The sequence below is a fragment of the Micromonospora sp. NPDC047644 genome (assembly GCF_040704315.1).
Lineage (GTDB): Bacteria > Actinomycetota > Actinomycetes > Mycobacteriales > Micromonosporaceae > Micromonospora.
In genome coordinates this window covers 146397-160836 of sequence record NZ_JBEYSY010000003.1, presented here as the reverse complement: position 1 = coordinate 160836, position 14440 = coordinate 146397, and the positions used below count along the sequence as shown (strand labels likewise).

Genomic DNA, 14440 nt, shown 5'->3' with positions numbered 1-14440 from the left:
AGGCCGGGACGGCGGGGACCGGGGAGGCGAAGGTGGCGGGGCGCTGTGTGGCCGATTCGTTTGTGACATCAGCTCCAAAGGCGTTCGGTGGCAGGTGCCGGGTGTGCGGACATCACGTGCTCGGACCCACCGGGCGGGAACCTTGCCGGCACTAGCCTGGGGGCAACGGGCTCATCGACCACGAAGGACCGAGGGGACGCATGGCGTACGTGCTGCTGGGGATCGCCATTCTCGCCGAGGTGGTGGCGACCAGCCTGATCAAGAGCACCGCCGGGTTCAGCCGGCTCTGGCCGACGGTGGCGTGCCTCGGTGGCTACGCGCTGGCGTTCCTCCTGCTGGCCCAGGCCGTAAAGGAGATCTCCGTCGGGGTGGCGTACGCCCTCTGGTCGGGTCTGGGCACCGCGGCCATCGTGGCGATCGGGGCGGTGTTCCTGGGGGAGTCGGTGGGGTTCGCCAAGCTCACCGGCATCGCACTGATCATCGCCGGGGTGGTCATCGTCAACCTCGCCGGGGAGCACTGACCGGGACGGTTTCCGGTGGCCGGGCCCGGTGCGGACCCGGCCACCGGTCCGACGGTCAGCTCGCCGTGCAGCTCACCGCCGGCAGGCCGTTGGCACCGGTCCAACTGCCGAGGAAGCCGAAGCTGGCGCTGGCGCCGGCGGCCAGTCGCCCGTTGTAGTCCGTGTTGCGGGCGGTCACCGTGGTTCCGCTGCTGGTGATGGCCACATTCCAGGACTGGGTGACGCGCTGGCCGTTGGCGAAGGTCCACCCGGCGGTCCAGCCGGTGATCGCCCTCGCGCCGGCGGTCACCCGTACCTCACCCTGGAAGCCGCCCTGCCACTGGTTGGTCACCGTGTACGTCGCCGTGCAGCCACCGCTCGGGGGCGGCGTGGTCGGCGGGGGCGTCGTCGGCGGAGGCGTGGTCGGCGGGGGCGTCGTCGGCGGTGGGGTGCCGCCGAAGACGGTGGCCTCACGGGCGGTCTGCCGGATGCCGTTGGCCCCGTTGAAGAGGCGCTGACCCCAGTCGGTCAGGTTCGCCGGGTTGAAGTTGGTGGCCAGGTCGAGATACTCGACGCCGCCGCCATTGCCGCTCCACGACCAGCCCAGCCAGCCGATCCCGTTGGCCTGGCCGTACGCGAGGATGGCGTCCTCGTCCGGGTTGCCGTCGGAGTGGTTGAAGCCGAACTCACCGACCACGATGGGCAGCCCCGCGGCGCGGAACCGGCCCAGGTAGTCGCTGATCTCCGCGGCGGTGTCGAACACCCCGTACATGTGGATGGAGAACACGGTGTTGCGGGCCGGGTCGGCGGCGAAGACCGACGCGGCGTTGTCGCGCATCAGGAACCCCCAGTCCTGCCCCCAGTTCGGCGCGTCCACCATGATGGTGTGGGTCAACCCGCCGGCCCGCAGGCGCTTGATCGCGTTGGCGCTGTCGGTGGCCCACGAGCCGTAGTTGTAGTTGCCGTACGGCTCGTTGCCGATGTTGACGATGACGTAGCGCTCCTGGCCGGCGAGGACGTCGGCCAGGCTGAGCCAGTAGTCGACGGCGCGGTCGAGGGTGATCGCGCCGCTCTGCTCGCCGTACCCGGTGGTGTCGTGCACCTCCAGCACGCAGATCAGCCGGTTGGCCTTGCAGAGTGAGATGACGTTGGCGACGTCGGCGTTGGTGTTGCGGGTCCACCGGTCGCCGCTGGAGAGCACCACCCGCACGGTGTTCGCGCCGAGCGCCTTGACGTCGGCGAACGAACTGGTCTGCTGCGGGTACCAGGTGTGCGCGTGGTTGACGCCGCGCATGACGAATTCGGCGCCGTTGGCGTCGTACAACTTGCCGCCAGCGACGGAGAACCCGGCCGCGGCGTGCGCCGGCTGGCCGAACGCCAGCACGCTGACGAGCAACGCGAGCACTGTCGCGCCGGCGACGGAGAGTCGAGTCTTCATGGCCTTCCTCAGGGAGGACCCCCGGTGCCCGACAGGGGTGGGACGTGGCAGGGGAAGGCGGCTGCAGCCCGGCAGCCGCGCCCGGCTCCCGGCGCAGGCATCAGCGTAGGACGATGGATTGGGTCCTCGCAACCGGTTCAGTTGACGGGCCCGCAGCCCGGACAGCCGCAACGGCCCACGCGGACGCGGGCCGTCACGGGGCGGTCATCCCCACCACAGGATGTGCGCCACACCCGGGTCTTAACCGGTTAAGAGCGACGGTAGGCAGGCGGCCGGCTTCCGTCAAGCATCCCGGCAGCCGAACCGGACGGGAGGGTTGACCGGCGTGCACCGGGGTATCCCGGGAACGATCCGTCAGTGAGAGGGGATACCAGGATGGTCAGCGTCGGCTACACCCTGATGAGCGAGCAGGCCGGGCCCAAGCAGCTGGTGGACCATGCGGTACGGGCCGAGGCGGCTGGCTTCGACCAACTGGTGGTGTCCGACCACTACTACCCCTGGCTGGACTCCCAGGGCCACTCCCCGTACGCCTGGTCGGTGCTCGGCGCTGTCGCCCACGCCACCTCCCGCGCGGAGCTGATGTCGTTTGTGACCTGCCCGATCCGCCGCTACCACCCGGCCGTGGTGGCGCAGAAGGCCAGCACCGTCGGCGCGCTCTCCGACGGCCGGTTCACCCTCGGCCTGGGTGCCGGGGAGAACCTGAACGAGCACGTGGTCGGCGGCTGGCCGCACGTGCAGCAGCGGCACGAGATGTTCGAGGAGGCGTTGCAGATCATCCGGCCGTTGCTCAACGGCGAGACGCTGACCTTCTCCGGCAACCACTTCGACGTGCCCGACGCCTACGTCTGGGACCGCCCGGAACGGCCGGTGCCGATGGCCATCGCCGCGTCCGGTCGACAGTCCGCGACGTTGGCCGCCGAGTACGGCAACGGCCTCATCTCCACCGAACCCGACCGGCACATCATCGAGATGTACGACGACGCCGGGGGCGCCGGGCAGCCCCGCTACGGTCAGGTGGCCATCTGCTACGGCCCCGACGAGGCGGAGTGTCGCAAGATCGTGCACGACCAGTTCCGCTGGTTCGGCCTGGGGTGGAAGGTCAACGCCGACCTGCCCGGCCCGGAGTCCTTCGCCGCCGCCACCCAGTTCGTCCGCGAGGAGGACGTCGCCGAGGGCATCTCCTGCGGCCCGGATGTGGACGCGCACGTCGAGGCGTTCCGCAAGTTCGTCGACGCCGGCTTCACGCACGTGGCGATCATCCAGGTGGGTGGGGAGACCCAGCCGATGTTCCTGGACTGGGCCCAGGAGCAACTGCTGCCCCGACTGCGCCAACTGTGAACCGGATCGCGACTCGTCCGCCGGTCGGGTCGGCCCGGGCCAGCCGGTTCGGGCTCGCCGAACTGCGGCTCGCCATGGCCGCGCCCCGGCCGGCCGCAGGGCTCACCAGCGAGTGGCGGCTCGTCGACGGACTGCGCACCCACACCCGCCGCGGCGTCGACCCGGGGACCGGCGCGCCACCCGTGGTGCTGGTGCACGGCCTGGCCGTCTCGCACCGGTATCTCACCCCGCTGGCCGTCGCACTCTCCACCACCCATCAGGTGTACGTGCCGGACCTGCCCGGCTTCGGGCTGACCGAACACCCCCGGGGCGCGTACGACGTTCGCCGGCACGCCGAGCACCTGGCGGCCTGGCTGGCCGCGTACCAACTGCCTCCGGCCTGTCTGCTGGGGCACTCGTTCGGCGCGGAGGTGGTCGCCGCGGTCGCCGCCCGCCACCCCGACGCGGTACGCGCGCTGGCGTTGGCGGGACCGACGAGCGACCCGGCCGCCCGAACCCGACGGGGTCAGTTCGGTCGGTGGCTGGTGGACAGCCTGCGCGAGGCGCCACTCCAGGCCCCGATCCTGGTGCGGGACGTCTGGAACGCCCGACCCTGGCGGGTCCTCGCCACGCTGTCGCACTCGGTGCACAACGCCATCGAGGCGGACCTGGTCCAGATCACCGCACCGACAGTGGTGCTCACCGGCGAGCGGGACCCGCTCGCGCCGCCACGCTGGCGCGACCAGGTGACCCGGCTGGTGCCGGACGCCGACGTGGTGGTCGTTCCCGGCGCCCCGCACAACGTGGCGACGACCGACCCGCTGGCGGTCGCGGACGCGATCCGGCAGTTGCTCGCCGCTCATTCCGCACTCACGGACAGGTGACCATCATGCGCTTCGGCAACACGGAGATCCGCCCGCTCGGCGGTGGCCTCGGCTGCCTCCTGATGATCCTCTTCTCGATCGTGGCGTCGGTGGTGCTGACCGTCCTGCTCAACCTGGTGCTCTGACGCCTGCCGAATCTCGCCCCGAGCTGCGGGTGTGGGAGGGCTCGGATGAGCCCTCCCACACCGTCCCCGACGTCAGAGGAGTCGGATCGCGTCCCACTGCCAGGCGGCGCTGGCCGGGATGATCAGGCTGTTGGTGTAGGCACCAAACCCGCCCGAGGTGTTCGCCAGCGCGGTGTGCATGGTGATCGACGCGTTCGACTGCGCGTACATCGCGCCCAGGTCGTCGCGACCGTCACCGTTGAAGTCGCCGGTGATGCTGCGGAACGAGTTCCACCTCCAAGAGTTGACGGGGAGCTTGTAGCTGCCGGTGAAGGTGCCGAACCCACCGTTGGTGTCGCTCAGCGAGGTGAACAACTCGATCGAGCTGTCCTTGTAGCCGTACAACATGCCAGCGTCGTCGCGCCCGTCACCGTTGAAGTCACCGGTGGTCAGGCGAATGGCATCCCACTGCCACTTGGCGCTGGCCGGAACGGTCAGGCTGCCGGTAAATGCGCCGAACCCGCCCGCCTCGTTGGCCAACGCGGTGTTCATGGTGATCGACCCGTCGGACCGCGCGTACATCGCAGCCAGGTCGTCGCGGCCGTCGCCGTTGTAATCCCCGACGATCGTCCGGAAAGAGTTCCACCACCAGGAGTTGGCGGGAATCTTGTAGCTGCCGGTGAAGGTGCCGAACCCACCGTTGGCGTTGCTCAGCGAGGTGAACAACTCGATCGAGCTGTCCTTGTAGCCGTACAACATGCCAGCGTCGTCCCGGCCGTCACCGTTGAAGTCACCGGTGGTCAGGCGAATGGCATCCCACTGCCACTTGGCGCTGGCCGGAACGGTCAGGCTGCCGGTGAATGCGCCGAACCCACCCGCCTCGTTGGCCAACGCGGTGTTCATGGTGATGGAGCCGTCGAACTGGTAGTACATCGCGGCCAGGTCGTCGCGGCCATCACCGTTGTAATCCCCGACGATGGTACGGAAGGAGTTCCATTTCCAGGCATTCGCGGGGATCTTGTAACTGCCGGCGAAGGCGCCGAACCCACCGTTGCTGTCGCCCAACGAGGTGAACAACTCAATGGAGTTGTCGCGGTAGCGATAGAGCATCACGGCGTCGTCACGGCCATCGCCGTTGAAGTCTCCCGACTTCTGCACGACAGCAGGGTCCTCGACGGGCGTGACCCCCGGTGCGCCGGGCTGACTCAGCCACTGCTCGACGGTCTCTCCGCGCAGAACACTGAGCAGGGCGGCCTTGTTGTCGTAACTTTCGACCTTGTCGCGGTCCTCGCTCAGGTGGATGTGCCACAGGTGTGAGTTGTCAGACGACGCCGGCTCGTCCCGCCGGAAGTCCCATCCCTCCACCTCACTGTCGCTGTCGGCCTGACCGAAGAATTCCCGCCACCCGTCCAGGCGCGGGTCGCTGGCGTCCCGACCTGAGGCCAACAGGCGGCTGGAGTAGCGGGCGATGTTGCTGTAGTCGCCCGCCGCGGCCCGCACCGTGGACGGAAGGACCAGATCCGGGTTGGCTGCCTGGCCAGCCATCAGCGAGAAACCCTGCGCCTCTGGGAAGGTCCAGTCGTAGGCGGCTCCCTTGTCGGACGGACCGCCCTGGTCCTCGGCGTCCTGGACGGAGTAGTTGTCAGGGTCGTTGCCCGCCCGGGTGTTGTGGTACCCGGGTTTGTCGACCCAGAGGCCGCCGTTCTCGGTGCCGGGCTCAAGGCTTCGGAGCTCCTCCATCAACCACCAGGCGGCCGCGGTGTTCCTGGAAGGATTCGGGTTCTCGTCCGCGCTCGCCGGGCTCGGCGCCACGACGCCGCTCGCCAGAATCAGCGCCGAGGTGGCAACAGCAAGAATGCGGAGAGCGCGCGGTTTAGGCATTTCGCGGATAGAGATTTTGGGCATGGAGGGGTACATCGTGCTCCTTTGAGGAACGACAGATTCAGGAATCCCAGCGAGGGACGCGTGTTGACGAAGCCTGGACCGATTGAACCGGTCACCGACAAGCCGGGCAGCCCATCCTCCGAGCGCGCGGAAGCGCTAGAGGATGGGTCGGCTGTAACGCCAGTGCGGTGTGGCGGACGAAACTATTCGCTCATCCGTCGCTGGCAGTCGCCACAGACAGGCAACTGTCGCGGCGGGCATCGCACCAACCGTTGATCGGTTCTCGGTGTTCGTGCACACGCAAGAGGGCCCCCGTACTCAATGCAACTCTCCTCTTTCGAATCTGGACGACCTGTGAGCAGGCCCGCGCCACGATGAGTTCGCGCCGTATTCGGGTCGAACACGGGTCAATGATCACCGACTCTATCCAGATGATTTACCCATGTCAATCATTTGCCGGGCCACCCAAAAATTGAGGATTCGACGTCAGCTTGACATGGCGGGTAGAAGCGCCGCGACGGGGTCCGCAGCCACCCCCAGCGCTCAGCCGTCGGCGAGGTCCAACTCGGCGAGCAGCGGGTAGTGGTCGGAGGCGGTGGCCGCCACGCCGTCGCGGATCACCCGGCAGTCGCGCACCCGCTGCGCCACAGCGGTGCTGCCGAGCAGGTAGTCCAACCGCATCCCGGCGAACTCGGTTCCACCCAGCCCGGTGGGCACCGTGTAGCCGTCGGCCTCGGGCGCGTCGGCGTTGCCCGACGGCCACAGGTCGACGAGTCCGGCGGCCAGCAACCGGGCGACCGCCCGGGTGTCCACCGTGTCGCCGGAGCGACGCAGATGCCGCCGCCGGTAGAGGGTGGGCATACCGGCCAGCCGGTCGGTGTGGTCGACGGTCGGATCGAGCGAGTTGAGGTCACCGGTGATCAGCGTCAACGGCCCCTGGTTGCGGCGCATCGCGGCGATCAACCAGTCCACCTCCATCCGCCGCCGACCCCCGGAGTACGGGTAGAGGTGGGTGCCCAGCACCGTGAACGGGCCGGCGGACGTGGCCACCACCACGCGGGCGGCGGCATGGTGGAACGGCCGACGCACCGGCCTCGCGTCGACGACCCGGTACGGCGGCCGGACCAGCACCGCCACCGGCTGCCCGAAGCAGGACCGGGCCAGGTGGGGAACCATTCCCACCCGGCCCGCCACACCGGCCATCAACCCGTCCCGGTCGAAGCCGCGCAGCTCCTGCAGGGCCAGGACGTCCGGTGCCTGCTCGTCGACGACCTGGACCACCTGATCCAGCCGGTCGAGGCCGCCGCGATCCCGGCCACCGGTGCGGATGTTCCAGGTCATCACCCGCAGCACGACGGCGACGCCTAGTCGGCCCGGCCGGCCCGCGCCAGCTCGTCGTCGAGGGTGTCCACGTCCTCCGACTCGATGGCCGGCTGGTTACCTTCCTTCAGATCCTCGTTGGGGCGGATCACCAGGTAGAGCAGGCCGACCCAGAGCGCGGAGAGCACGATCGCGCCCATGAAGTCGGTCGGGTGGTGCATCCCCCGGTACATCCGGGACGTGGCCACCCCCACCGGCATGAGCACGGCCAGCCCCACGAAGATCCAGCGCCACCACCGGTCGGTACGCGGGAACACGATGAGGGTGATCGCCAGCCAGATGCAGATCGTGGCCGCGATGTGCCCGGACGGGAACGACGAGGTGGGCATGGGCCCGTCCAGGTTCTCCACCGGCGGACGCGGCCGGTCCACCGCGCGAGCCGACGCGAGGAAGAGGGTCAACTCCCCCACCATCGCCAGCGCCACGAAGAGCACCGGGCGCCAGCGCCGCCACACCGCCAGCACCAGCGGGCAGAACACCAGGGCGATCAGCAGGATTGCATGGGTGTCACCGAACTTGCTCCACCACCAGCTGACGTCGGTGAACACGTCGGTGTGCCGTTCGGCGAACCACCGCGGCACCTCCGTGTCGAGGGTGTCGAAGAAGGTGCCCTTGGCGTGGTAGCTGACGTACGTGCCGAAGCCGTACAGCGCGCCGAACACGATCACCCAGCCGACCAGCAGCTCGGCCACCGCCGAGCGGGGATGGGCCAGCACGTGTTCCTCGGCCGGGGCGGGGGCGATGTCGTGCCCCGCCTCCGGCTCCAGGCCCTCGGTCAGCGGCGGCACCGGCTTGCCCCGCTCCCGCCGCCACAGTCGGAAGGCGTACGCGGTGACGCCCAGCCAGGCGGCCCCGAGCAGCCAGGCGGCGATCACGTCGGAGACGAAGTGCACTCCCAGCGCGATGCGGGTCAGTCCGACCAGTGCCACCAGCACACCCACGCCGACGATGGCGGGCTTGCGCCAGCGGGGTGCCATCGCCGGCAGGAACACCAGCAGCAGCGCTCCGTACGCGACGAACGAGCCGAGCGCGTGCCCGCTCGGGAAGCTGTTGCCGGGCGCGCTGGCGATCGGCACGTCTACCACCGGGCGGAGCCGGCCGACAAGCGTCTTCAGTGACGGGTCGAGGATCAGGCCACCGACCCCCGTGATGATCAGGTAGAGGGCGAGGCGGGGCTGCCGCCGGATCAGAAGTCCGACCACGGCGATGGTGACCAGCCAGATCAGGATCGGCCGACCACCCAGGTCCGTCACCGCCTGGAGCACGGTGACCAGCGCGTGGTGCGGGGCGACGAGCCCGTTGAACCACTCGGCGAGCCCGTGGTCGGCGTCCTGCAACGGGCTCCACTGCACCCGGACAAGCAACAACAGCAGCCCGAAGGCCACCCCGGCGCCGGTGACGGCCACCAGACCGGCAATGCTCCGTTCGGCGAAATGACCGACCGGACGGTGCGCCACCTCTTTGACCGCGGCCACCCCGCACCTCCCTTTCCTGTCTGGCGAGGCGCTTTACCCGATCCGCGTCCGTCGTACACGCCACAGCGCTAGAGCGCCGACATGTCCCCGGTGTCGTACAGCTCGGCGCGGTCCGGGTCGGGCTCCCACAGATCCGGTTGGGCGGGCTCCCGCGCACCGATGCGCAACGCCTCCAGTTGGGCGGCGAAGGCCAGCCCACCGAAGAGCGCCATCCCGGTCAGGTTGGCCCAGAGCAGCAGCGCCATCATGCCGGTCAGGGCGCCGTAGGTCTGCCCGAAACCGTCACTGAACCGCACGTACGCGGCCAGCAGCAGGCTGGCCAGCCACCACAGCGCGGTGGCGATGCCGGCCCCGAAGAACAGCCAGGACAGGCCGGGCTGGTTGCGGCGCGGCGCGTGTCGGAACAGCACGGCGACGGCGACGATGGTCAACCCGAGGCTCAGCGGGAAGCGGATCACGTCCCAGATGACGTGGGCGAGCGCGCCCCACTCGTAGTGCCTGCGCACCGAGTCGCCCATCGCACCGCCGCCGACCAGGATCAGGAAGCCGGCGAGCGCGGGCAGGCCTGCGGTGACGGCCAGCACGGCGGCCCGCAGGTATTTGCGCAGCGCCGGGCGGTCCCGCTCGACGCCGTAGATGCGGTTGGCGCCCCGCTCGATCTGGGCCATCGTGGTGGTGAGCGCGAACAGGCCGGTGAGCAGACCAAGGGTCAGTGCCAGCTCCCCGGCGTCCTCGGCGCGTTCGCCCTCGCCGAGCAGGTCACCGACGACCTCCGCGCTCTGACCGGGGGTGAGCGCCAGCACGGTGTCGGCGACGACCCGGCCGCCCTCCTCGACGCCCAGCTCGGTGATCAGGCCGGTGAGCGCGATCAGGAACGGCACCACGGCCAGGCAGAGTTGCAGCGCGAAGGCCCGGGAGTGGCTGAAGCCGTCGCCGTAGCGGAACCGGATGAACGCATCCCGCAGCAGGTGCCAGCCGCCCTGCCGGCGCAGTGTGTGCCAGGCGTCGTCGGCGGACAGCTCCTCGTCGGCCATCAGCCGGGTCTCCGGCACGATCCGGGTGCTACTCACGGCGCGCTTCTTCGATCAGCTGCTCGCCCCGCTCCCCGGCGCCTTGCGCGTCGACGGCCAGGTCGGGGGCGTCCTCGGGCTGCGGAACGCAGAGCCAGAGCGCCTGGGGCCGGATCTCCGCCCGCAGGTGCCGACCCGGGGAGATCAGGTCGCCGTCCAGCTCCCGAGGCTGCGCCCGGTTGCTGCTGACCACCACACGCCGACCCCGGAACACCTCCAACTGCGGCACCTGACCGCTACGGCGGATCACCGCCCAGCCGAGCGCGAGCCAGTGCCGTAGGTTTCGTGGGGTGAGCACGGCGACGTCGAGCCAGCCGTCGTCCGGCTCGGCCTCGGTCAGCAGCGTCACTCCGCCCTGCAACCGGCCCACGTTGGCGATCAGGACCGAACGCGCCCGGCGGCGCACCGGCGGCCGGTCGTCGATGCGGATCTGCACCCGCATCGGCCGGTCCCGCAGGTGACGGACGGCGCCCACCACGTACGCGGGCCAGCCGATGCGCGCCTTCGTCGTCTCGTTCGTGGCTTCGAGCATCTGGGCGTCGAAGCCCATGCCGGCCATCACGGTGAAGTATTTGTCCTCCACCGCGCCGACGTCGAGCAGTCGCCGACCGCGTTCGACGGCGACCTGGAGCCCGGCGGCCAGATCGGTGGAGAGCCCCAGGTTGGCGGCGAGGAGGTTGCCGGTGCCCTGCGGCAGCACCGCGAGGGCCACGTCGGTGCCGACCAACCCACTGACGCAGGCCATCACGGTGCCGTCGCCGCCGCAGGCGAAAACCAGGTCGACGCCGGCCTTGACGGCCTCTTCGGTCTGGCCCCGGCCGGGGTCTTCGACAGTGGTCTCGTACCACTTCGGCTCGGGCCAGCCGGCCGCGGCGAGGGCGTCGTCGACGGTGCGGCGCAGCTCGTCGAGATCGTCGACCTTCGACGGGTTCACCACCACGGCGGAGCGCAGCCCGCCGTCGCCGCCGGCGGGCCGCCTGTCCTGTCCAGCATTCACGGCGTCAGTGTGCAGCACCCGGCCCGCTTCAGCGAGCCGGCGGCCAACCGGCGTCGGAAGTTCCACAGACAGGTTTCAGAATGCTCGCGCCCGTCAGGCCGCCGCCCGCAACGCGACCTCCACCCGTCTGCGCAGATCGTCGAGGTCGACCCCGGACTCGGTGAGCACCACCGCCCCCAGCCCGTGGCCCTCCCGGAGCACCCCGAGCAGGATGTGCTCGGTGCCGATGTGCTTGTGTCGCAGTCGCAGGGCCTCGCGCAGGGACAGTTCCAGCGCCTTCTTCGAGCGGGGCGAGAACGGGCCGCCGAGGTAGCGCCGACGCCTCCAGCGGCGGCGCGGCGCCGGCACCGCCTCCCGTAGGGCGTCGGGGCCGAAGGACTGCTCGATGCGGGCCACGATCGCGGCCAGATCGATGCCGATCTCCCGCAGGGCCGCCGCGTCCGCGTCGCCGAGGCCGGCACCGCCGCTGACCGTGTGCCGGCGGACACGTTCGCGCAGATCGTCGCCGCGTACCCCGGCATCGGCGAGCACCCGGCTGGCCAGCCCGGCGTCGTCGGCGAGCAGGGCGAGCAGCAGGTGCTCGGTGCCGACCGGGCGTTGGCCCTCGACCCGCGCCTCCTCCAGCGCCCGTCGCACCACGTCGCGTGCCCGGTCGGTGAACCGTTCGAACATCACGCCTCCCAGGATGAGTTGACCGCCGGTCGCCCGGCGTGCTTCTTGTGCACTGCCTGCCGGCTGACCTCGAGCGCGTCGGCGATCTCCTGCCAGGACCAGCCCTGTCGTCGGGCGTTGTCGACCTGGACCACCTCGAGCCGCTCGAGGAGCCGGCGTAGCGCGCGGACGGCGCGCAACCCGACCCGGGGGTCGGTGCTGCCGGCTGCCGCCGCTAGTTCTGTCGCCTGACTCATGCCGTCAACATACGTTGACAATGCCCTCCCGTCAACCCTGGTTGACATGATCGGTTCGCGGTGACAGCAGCCGCCGCGCACCGGAGCCCTCACGACCGAGCACGTCCCGCGGGTTGGTCAAATGACAGGCCCGCAGCGACAAGCAGCCACAGCCGATGCAGTCACTCAGGTCGTCCCGGAGCGCCTGCAACTGCGCGATGCGGGCGTCGAGCTCGATACGCCAGGCCGCCGACAGCCGGGCCCAGTCGTCGGGGTTCGGGGTGCGTTCGCTGGGCAGCTGGTCCAGGGCTTCGCGGATCGCCGTCAGCGAGATGCCGACGTGCTGGGAGGCCCGGATGAACGCGACCCGCCGCAGGGTGTCGCGACTGTACCGGCGCTGGTTGCTCGTCGTCCGCGTGCTGCGGATGAGGCCCTTGCGCTCGTAGAAGTGCAGCGCCGAGACGGCGACACCGCTGCGGTCGGCGACCTGACCGACGGTGAGTTCGTGAAACGTGGTGTGGGGCCTGGGCATGGATCGACCGTACCGCTTGACCTCAACCATGGTTGAGGCCAGAGGATCAGCGGCGTCCCGAAACCGCGAGCAAGGAGCCTCTCCGTGACCACAGTTCTCGTCATCGGCGCCACCGGGCAGCAGGGCGGCGCCGTCGTCGATCTGCTGCTCCAGCACGGCCACGAGGTCACCGCCTATGTGCGCTCACCCGAGTCGCCGCGCGCCCAGGCGCTGTCCGCCGCGGGAGCACGGCTCGTCGTCGGCGACCTGGGTGACCCGGCGGCGCTCGCCTCCGCCGCTCGCGGTGTCGACGCGGTCTTCGGGCTGTCCGTGCCGTTCGGATCCGGCGGGAAGGACGAGGAGATCGCCCAGGGTCGCCTCCTGGTCGACGCGGTGACCGAGTCGCACCTCGTCTACTCCTCGGTACGCGGCGCCGACCGGATGGTCGAGACCGACATCGACCACGCCGACAGCAAACAACACATCGAGGCGTACCTGCGCGCGCGGGAGGTACGCGCGACCGTCCTCGGGCCGGTCTACTTCATGGAGAACGTCCTGAACACCGGGTTCAGCCGCCTCACCGACGGGATCCTGGCCAACCCGTTGTCCGGGGGCAAGCCGCTGGACCAGGTCACCGTCCGGGACATCGCCGGCCTCGCCGTGCACGCCATCGAGCACCCCGAGCGGTTCGTCGGCCAGCGGATCGACGTCGTCTCCGACCGGGTGACCGGCGAGGAGGCGGCCGGCATCCTCAGCGACGTGCTCGGCCGCGAGATCCCGTACCAGCAGCTGCCGTTGGACCAGGTCCGGCAGTGGGCCGGCGACGAGATCGCCGACATGTTCCAGCGCTTCGAGGACAACACCGACTTCGTCGACGTCGACGCGCTGCACGCCACGTACCCCGACGTCGCCTGGCACCGCTACGCCGACTGGGCGCGCACCGTCGACTGGGACCGGGTCCTCTCGGGCCGGACGAGCGGGCGATAACGCAACGACGCTACGCTGCCCCGCTCATCCGACTACCCTCGGTCAGGGACAGCTTGGTCGTGCCGGGCGCGACGCCCGGGAGGTGATATCGGATGGCCGCACCCGCCGACGCAGCGGTGCTGGTCGGCCTCGGGTCGGAACTCGACCTCCCGGTCGTCGAACAGGCCGCGCAGGAGGCCGCCGGACACGGCCGGCCACTGCACCTGCTGCACACCTTCGACTGGCGCGCGGCCTTCGCCGCGGACACCGTCGCCGCTCCCCGCGACCAGGCCGAAAAACTGATCACCCGCGCCGCCCAACTCGCCCACCAGACCGAGCCAGGGCTGACCGTACGCGGGGAGATCGTCGAGAGCACCATGCTGCCCACCCTCATCCGCCGCTCGGAGGGCACCTTCCTGCTGGCCGTCGGCGACAGCGGCATGGCGGGCAGCGGCCAGTGTGTTCCGGCCGATACGACAGCCGTGCAGTTGGCCGCACGCGCCGGCTGCCCCCTGCTGGTGGTTCGACGTGAACCGCCACCGCAGGGCCCGGTGCTGGTCGGCGTCGACGGCTCCCCCAGCTCACACCTCGCCCTCCAGTGGGCCGTGCGCTGTGCGGCCCGCCGGGGAGCCCGACTGCTGGCGCTGCGGGTGGTCGAGTACGACGAGGACACCGACGCGGTCGCCGAGCAGCTCACCGAGGCACTGGCCCGGCACGCCGGGCGGGACCACACCGTGCCGACCGAGTGTCGCGTGGTACGCGGCGACCCCGCCGACGTGCTGATCGACACCTCCCGCAACGCGCAGGTGGCGCTGGTCGCCGCCCGTGGCGACGAGCCGGGGCGGGCCATGCTGGGCGCGGTCGCCCAGTCCCTGCTCTACCACTCCCCGGCCCCGGTGGTCGTCGTCCGCGGCCTGGCCGAGGCGCCGCTGACCGGGCCCGGCGCCCGATCGGCACGGGACCAACGACCCTGACCCACGGCGTCCGCAGCGGCCGGGCCCGGTGCCGGACGCCCCACTCCAACCCG

At 70.4% G+C, this 14440-nt stretch carries 15 protein-coding genes and 1 pseudogene; 6 read left to right on the top strand and 10 right to left on the bottom strand.

The window, feature by feature from the left end; translation table 11 throughout:
• Positions 1 to 200: 200 nt before the first annotated feature.
• Positions 201 to 521, top strand: coding sequence for a multidrug efflux SMR transporter (locus AB0877_RS06800; RefSeq protein ID WP_366607343.1), 321 nt, complete (start codon positions 201 to 203; stop codon positions 519 to 521).
• A gap of 55 nt (positions 522 to 576) precedes the next feature.
• Here AB0877_RS06800 and AB0877_RS06795 read toward each other — a convergent pair whose 3' ends face one another.
• Positions 577 to 1938 carry a cellulase family glycosylhydrolase gene (locus AB0877_RS06795; protein ID WP_366607341.1) on the bottom strand — a complete coding sequence of 454 codons (1362 nt, stop codon included), beginning with the start codon at positions 1936 to 1938 and terminating at the stop codon, positions 577 to 579.
• A 375-nt stretch (positions 1939 to 2313) separates the two neighbouring features.
• Between AB0877_RS06795 and AB0877_RS06790 the strand changes: the two genes are divergently transcribed.
• The 3 genes from AB0877_RS06790 to AB0877_RS06780 are packed head-to-tail and all read left to right on the top strand — an operon-like array spanning position 2314 to position 4264.
• Positions 2314 to 3276, top strand: coding sequence for a TIGR03557 family F420-dependent LLM class oxidoreductase (locus AB0877_RS06790; protein ID WP_366607339.1), 963 nt, complete (start codon positions 2314 to 2316; stop codon positions 3274 to 3276).
• Entirely contained in the window at positions 3273 to 4139 is an 867-nt protein-coding gene (locus AB0877_RS06785) for an alpha/beta hydrolase (protein WP_366607337.1), read from the top strand. The genes AB0877_RS06790 and AB0877_RS06785 overlap by 4 nt, the downstream gene beginning before the upstream one ends.
• Positions 4136 to 4264 (top strand): hypothetical protein, encoded by a 129-nt coding sequence (locus tag AB0877_RS06780; protein ID WP_256443305.1) that lies wholly within the window; start codon positions 4136 to 4138, stop codon positions 4262 to 4264. The genes AB0877_RS06785 and AB0877_RS06780 overlap by 4 nt, the downstream gene beginning before the upstream one ends.
• 72 nt (positions 4265 to 4336) lie before the next feature.
• Here AB0877_RS06780 and AB0877_RS06775 read toward each other — a convergent pair whose 3' ends face one another.
• From AB0877_RS06775 to soxR, 9 genes and pseudogenes are all read right to left on the bottom strand, one after another.
• Positions 4337 to 5401 (bottom strand): VCBS repeat-containing protein, encoded by a 1065-nt coding sequence (locus tag AB0877_RS06775; protein WP_366607682.1) that lies wholly within the window; start codon positions 5399 to 5401, stop codon positions 4337 to 4339.
• A 51-nt stretch (positions 5402 to 5452) separates the two neighbouring features.
• Positions 5453 to 6124 (bottom strand): annotated as a pseudogene (locus AB0877_RS06770) (hypothetical protein); the annotation flags it as partial.
• Positions 6125 to 6670: 546 nt separating this feature from the next.
• Positions 6671 to 7480 (bottom strand): endonuclease/exonuclease/phosphatase family protein, encoded by an 810-nt coding sequence (locus AB0877_RS06765; protein WP_366607335.1) that lies wholly within the window; start codon positions 7478 to 7480, stop codon positions 6671 to 6673.
• Positions 7481 to 7491: 11 nt separating this feature from the next.
• Positions 7492 to 8982 carry a phosphatase PAP2 family protein gene (locus AB0877_RS06760; RefSeq protein ID WP_366607333.1) on the bottom strand — a complete coding sequence of 497 codons (1491 nt, stop codon included), beginning with the start codon at positions 8980 to 8982 and terminating at the stop codon, positions 7492 to 7494.
• Positions 8983 to 9050: 68 nt separating this feature from the next.
• Positions 9051 to 10052 (bottom strand): YihY/virulence factor BrkB family protein, encoded by a 1002-nt coding sequence (locus AB0877_RS06755; RefSeq protein ID WP_366607331.1) that lies wholly within the window; start codon positions 10050 to 10052, stop codon positions 9051 to 9053.
• Complete coding sequence (locus AB0877_RS06750) at positions 10045 to 11049, bottom strand: diacylglycerol kinase family protein (RefSeq protein ID WP_366607330.1); 1005 nt, start codon at positions 11047 to 11049, stop codon at positions 10045 to 10047. Before AB0877_RS06750 ends, AB0877_RS06755 begins: the two co-directional genes overlap by 8 nt.
• Before the next feature lie 93 nt (positions 11050 to 11142).
• On the bottom strand, positions 11143 to 11721 hold the full coding sequence (locus tag AB0877_RS06745; RefSeq protein ID WP_366607680.1) for a Clp protease N-terminal domain-containing protein: 579 nt from the start codon (positions 11719 to 11721) through the stop codon (positions 11143 to 11145).
• Positions 11721 to 11957 (bottom strand): HTH domain-containing protein, encoded by a 237-nt coding sequence (locus AB0877_RS06740; RefSeq protein ID WP_007457155.1) that lies wholly within the window; start codon positions 11955 to 11957, stop codon positions 11721 to 11723. Before AB0877_RS06740 ends, AB0877_RS06745 begins: the two co-directional genes overlap by 1 nt.
• A gap of 31 nt (positions 11958 to 11988) precedes the next feature.
• Positions 11989 to 12468, bottom strand: coding sequence for a redox-sensitive transcriptional activator SoxR (gene soxR, locus AB0877_RS06735; RefSeq protein ID WP_366607327.1), 480 nt, complete (start codon positions 12466 to 12468; stop codon positions 11989 to 11991).
• An 84-nt stretch (positions 12469 to 12552) separates the two neighbouring features.
• Between soxR and AB0877_RS06730 the strand changes: the two genes are divergently transcribed.
• Together AB0877_RS06730 and AB0877_RS06725 are read left to right on the top strand one after the other, a co-directional pair.
• Positions 12553 to 13434, top strand: coding sequence for an NmrA/HSCARG family protein (locus tag AB0877_RS06730; RefSeq protein ID WP_366607325.1), 882 nt, complete (start codon positions 12553 to 12555; stop codon positions 13432 to 13434).
• Positions 13435 to 13526: 92 nt separating this feature from the next.
• Entirely contained in the window at positions 13527 to 14387 is an 861-nt protein-coding gene (locus tag AB0877_RS06725) for a universal stress protein (protein ID WP_366607323.1), read from the top strand.
• The last annotated feature ends 53 nt before the right edge of the window (positions 14388 to 14440 follow it).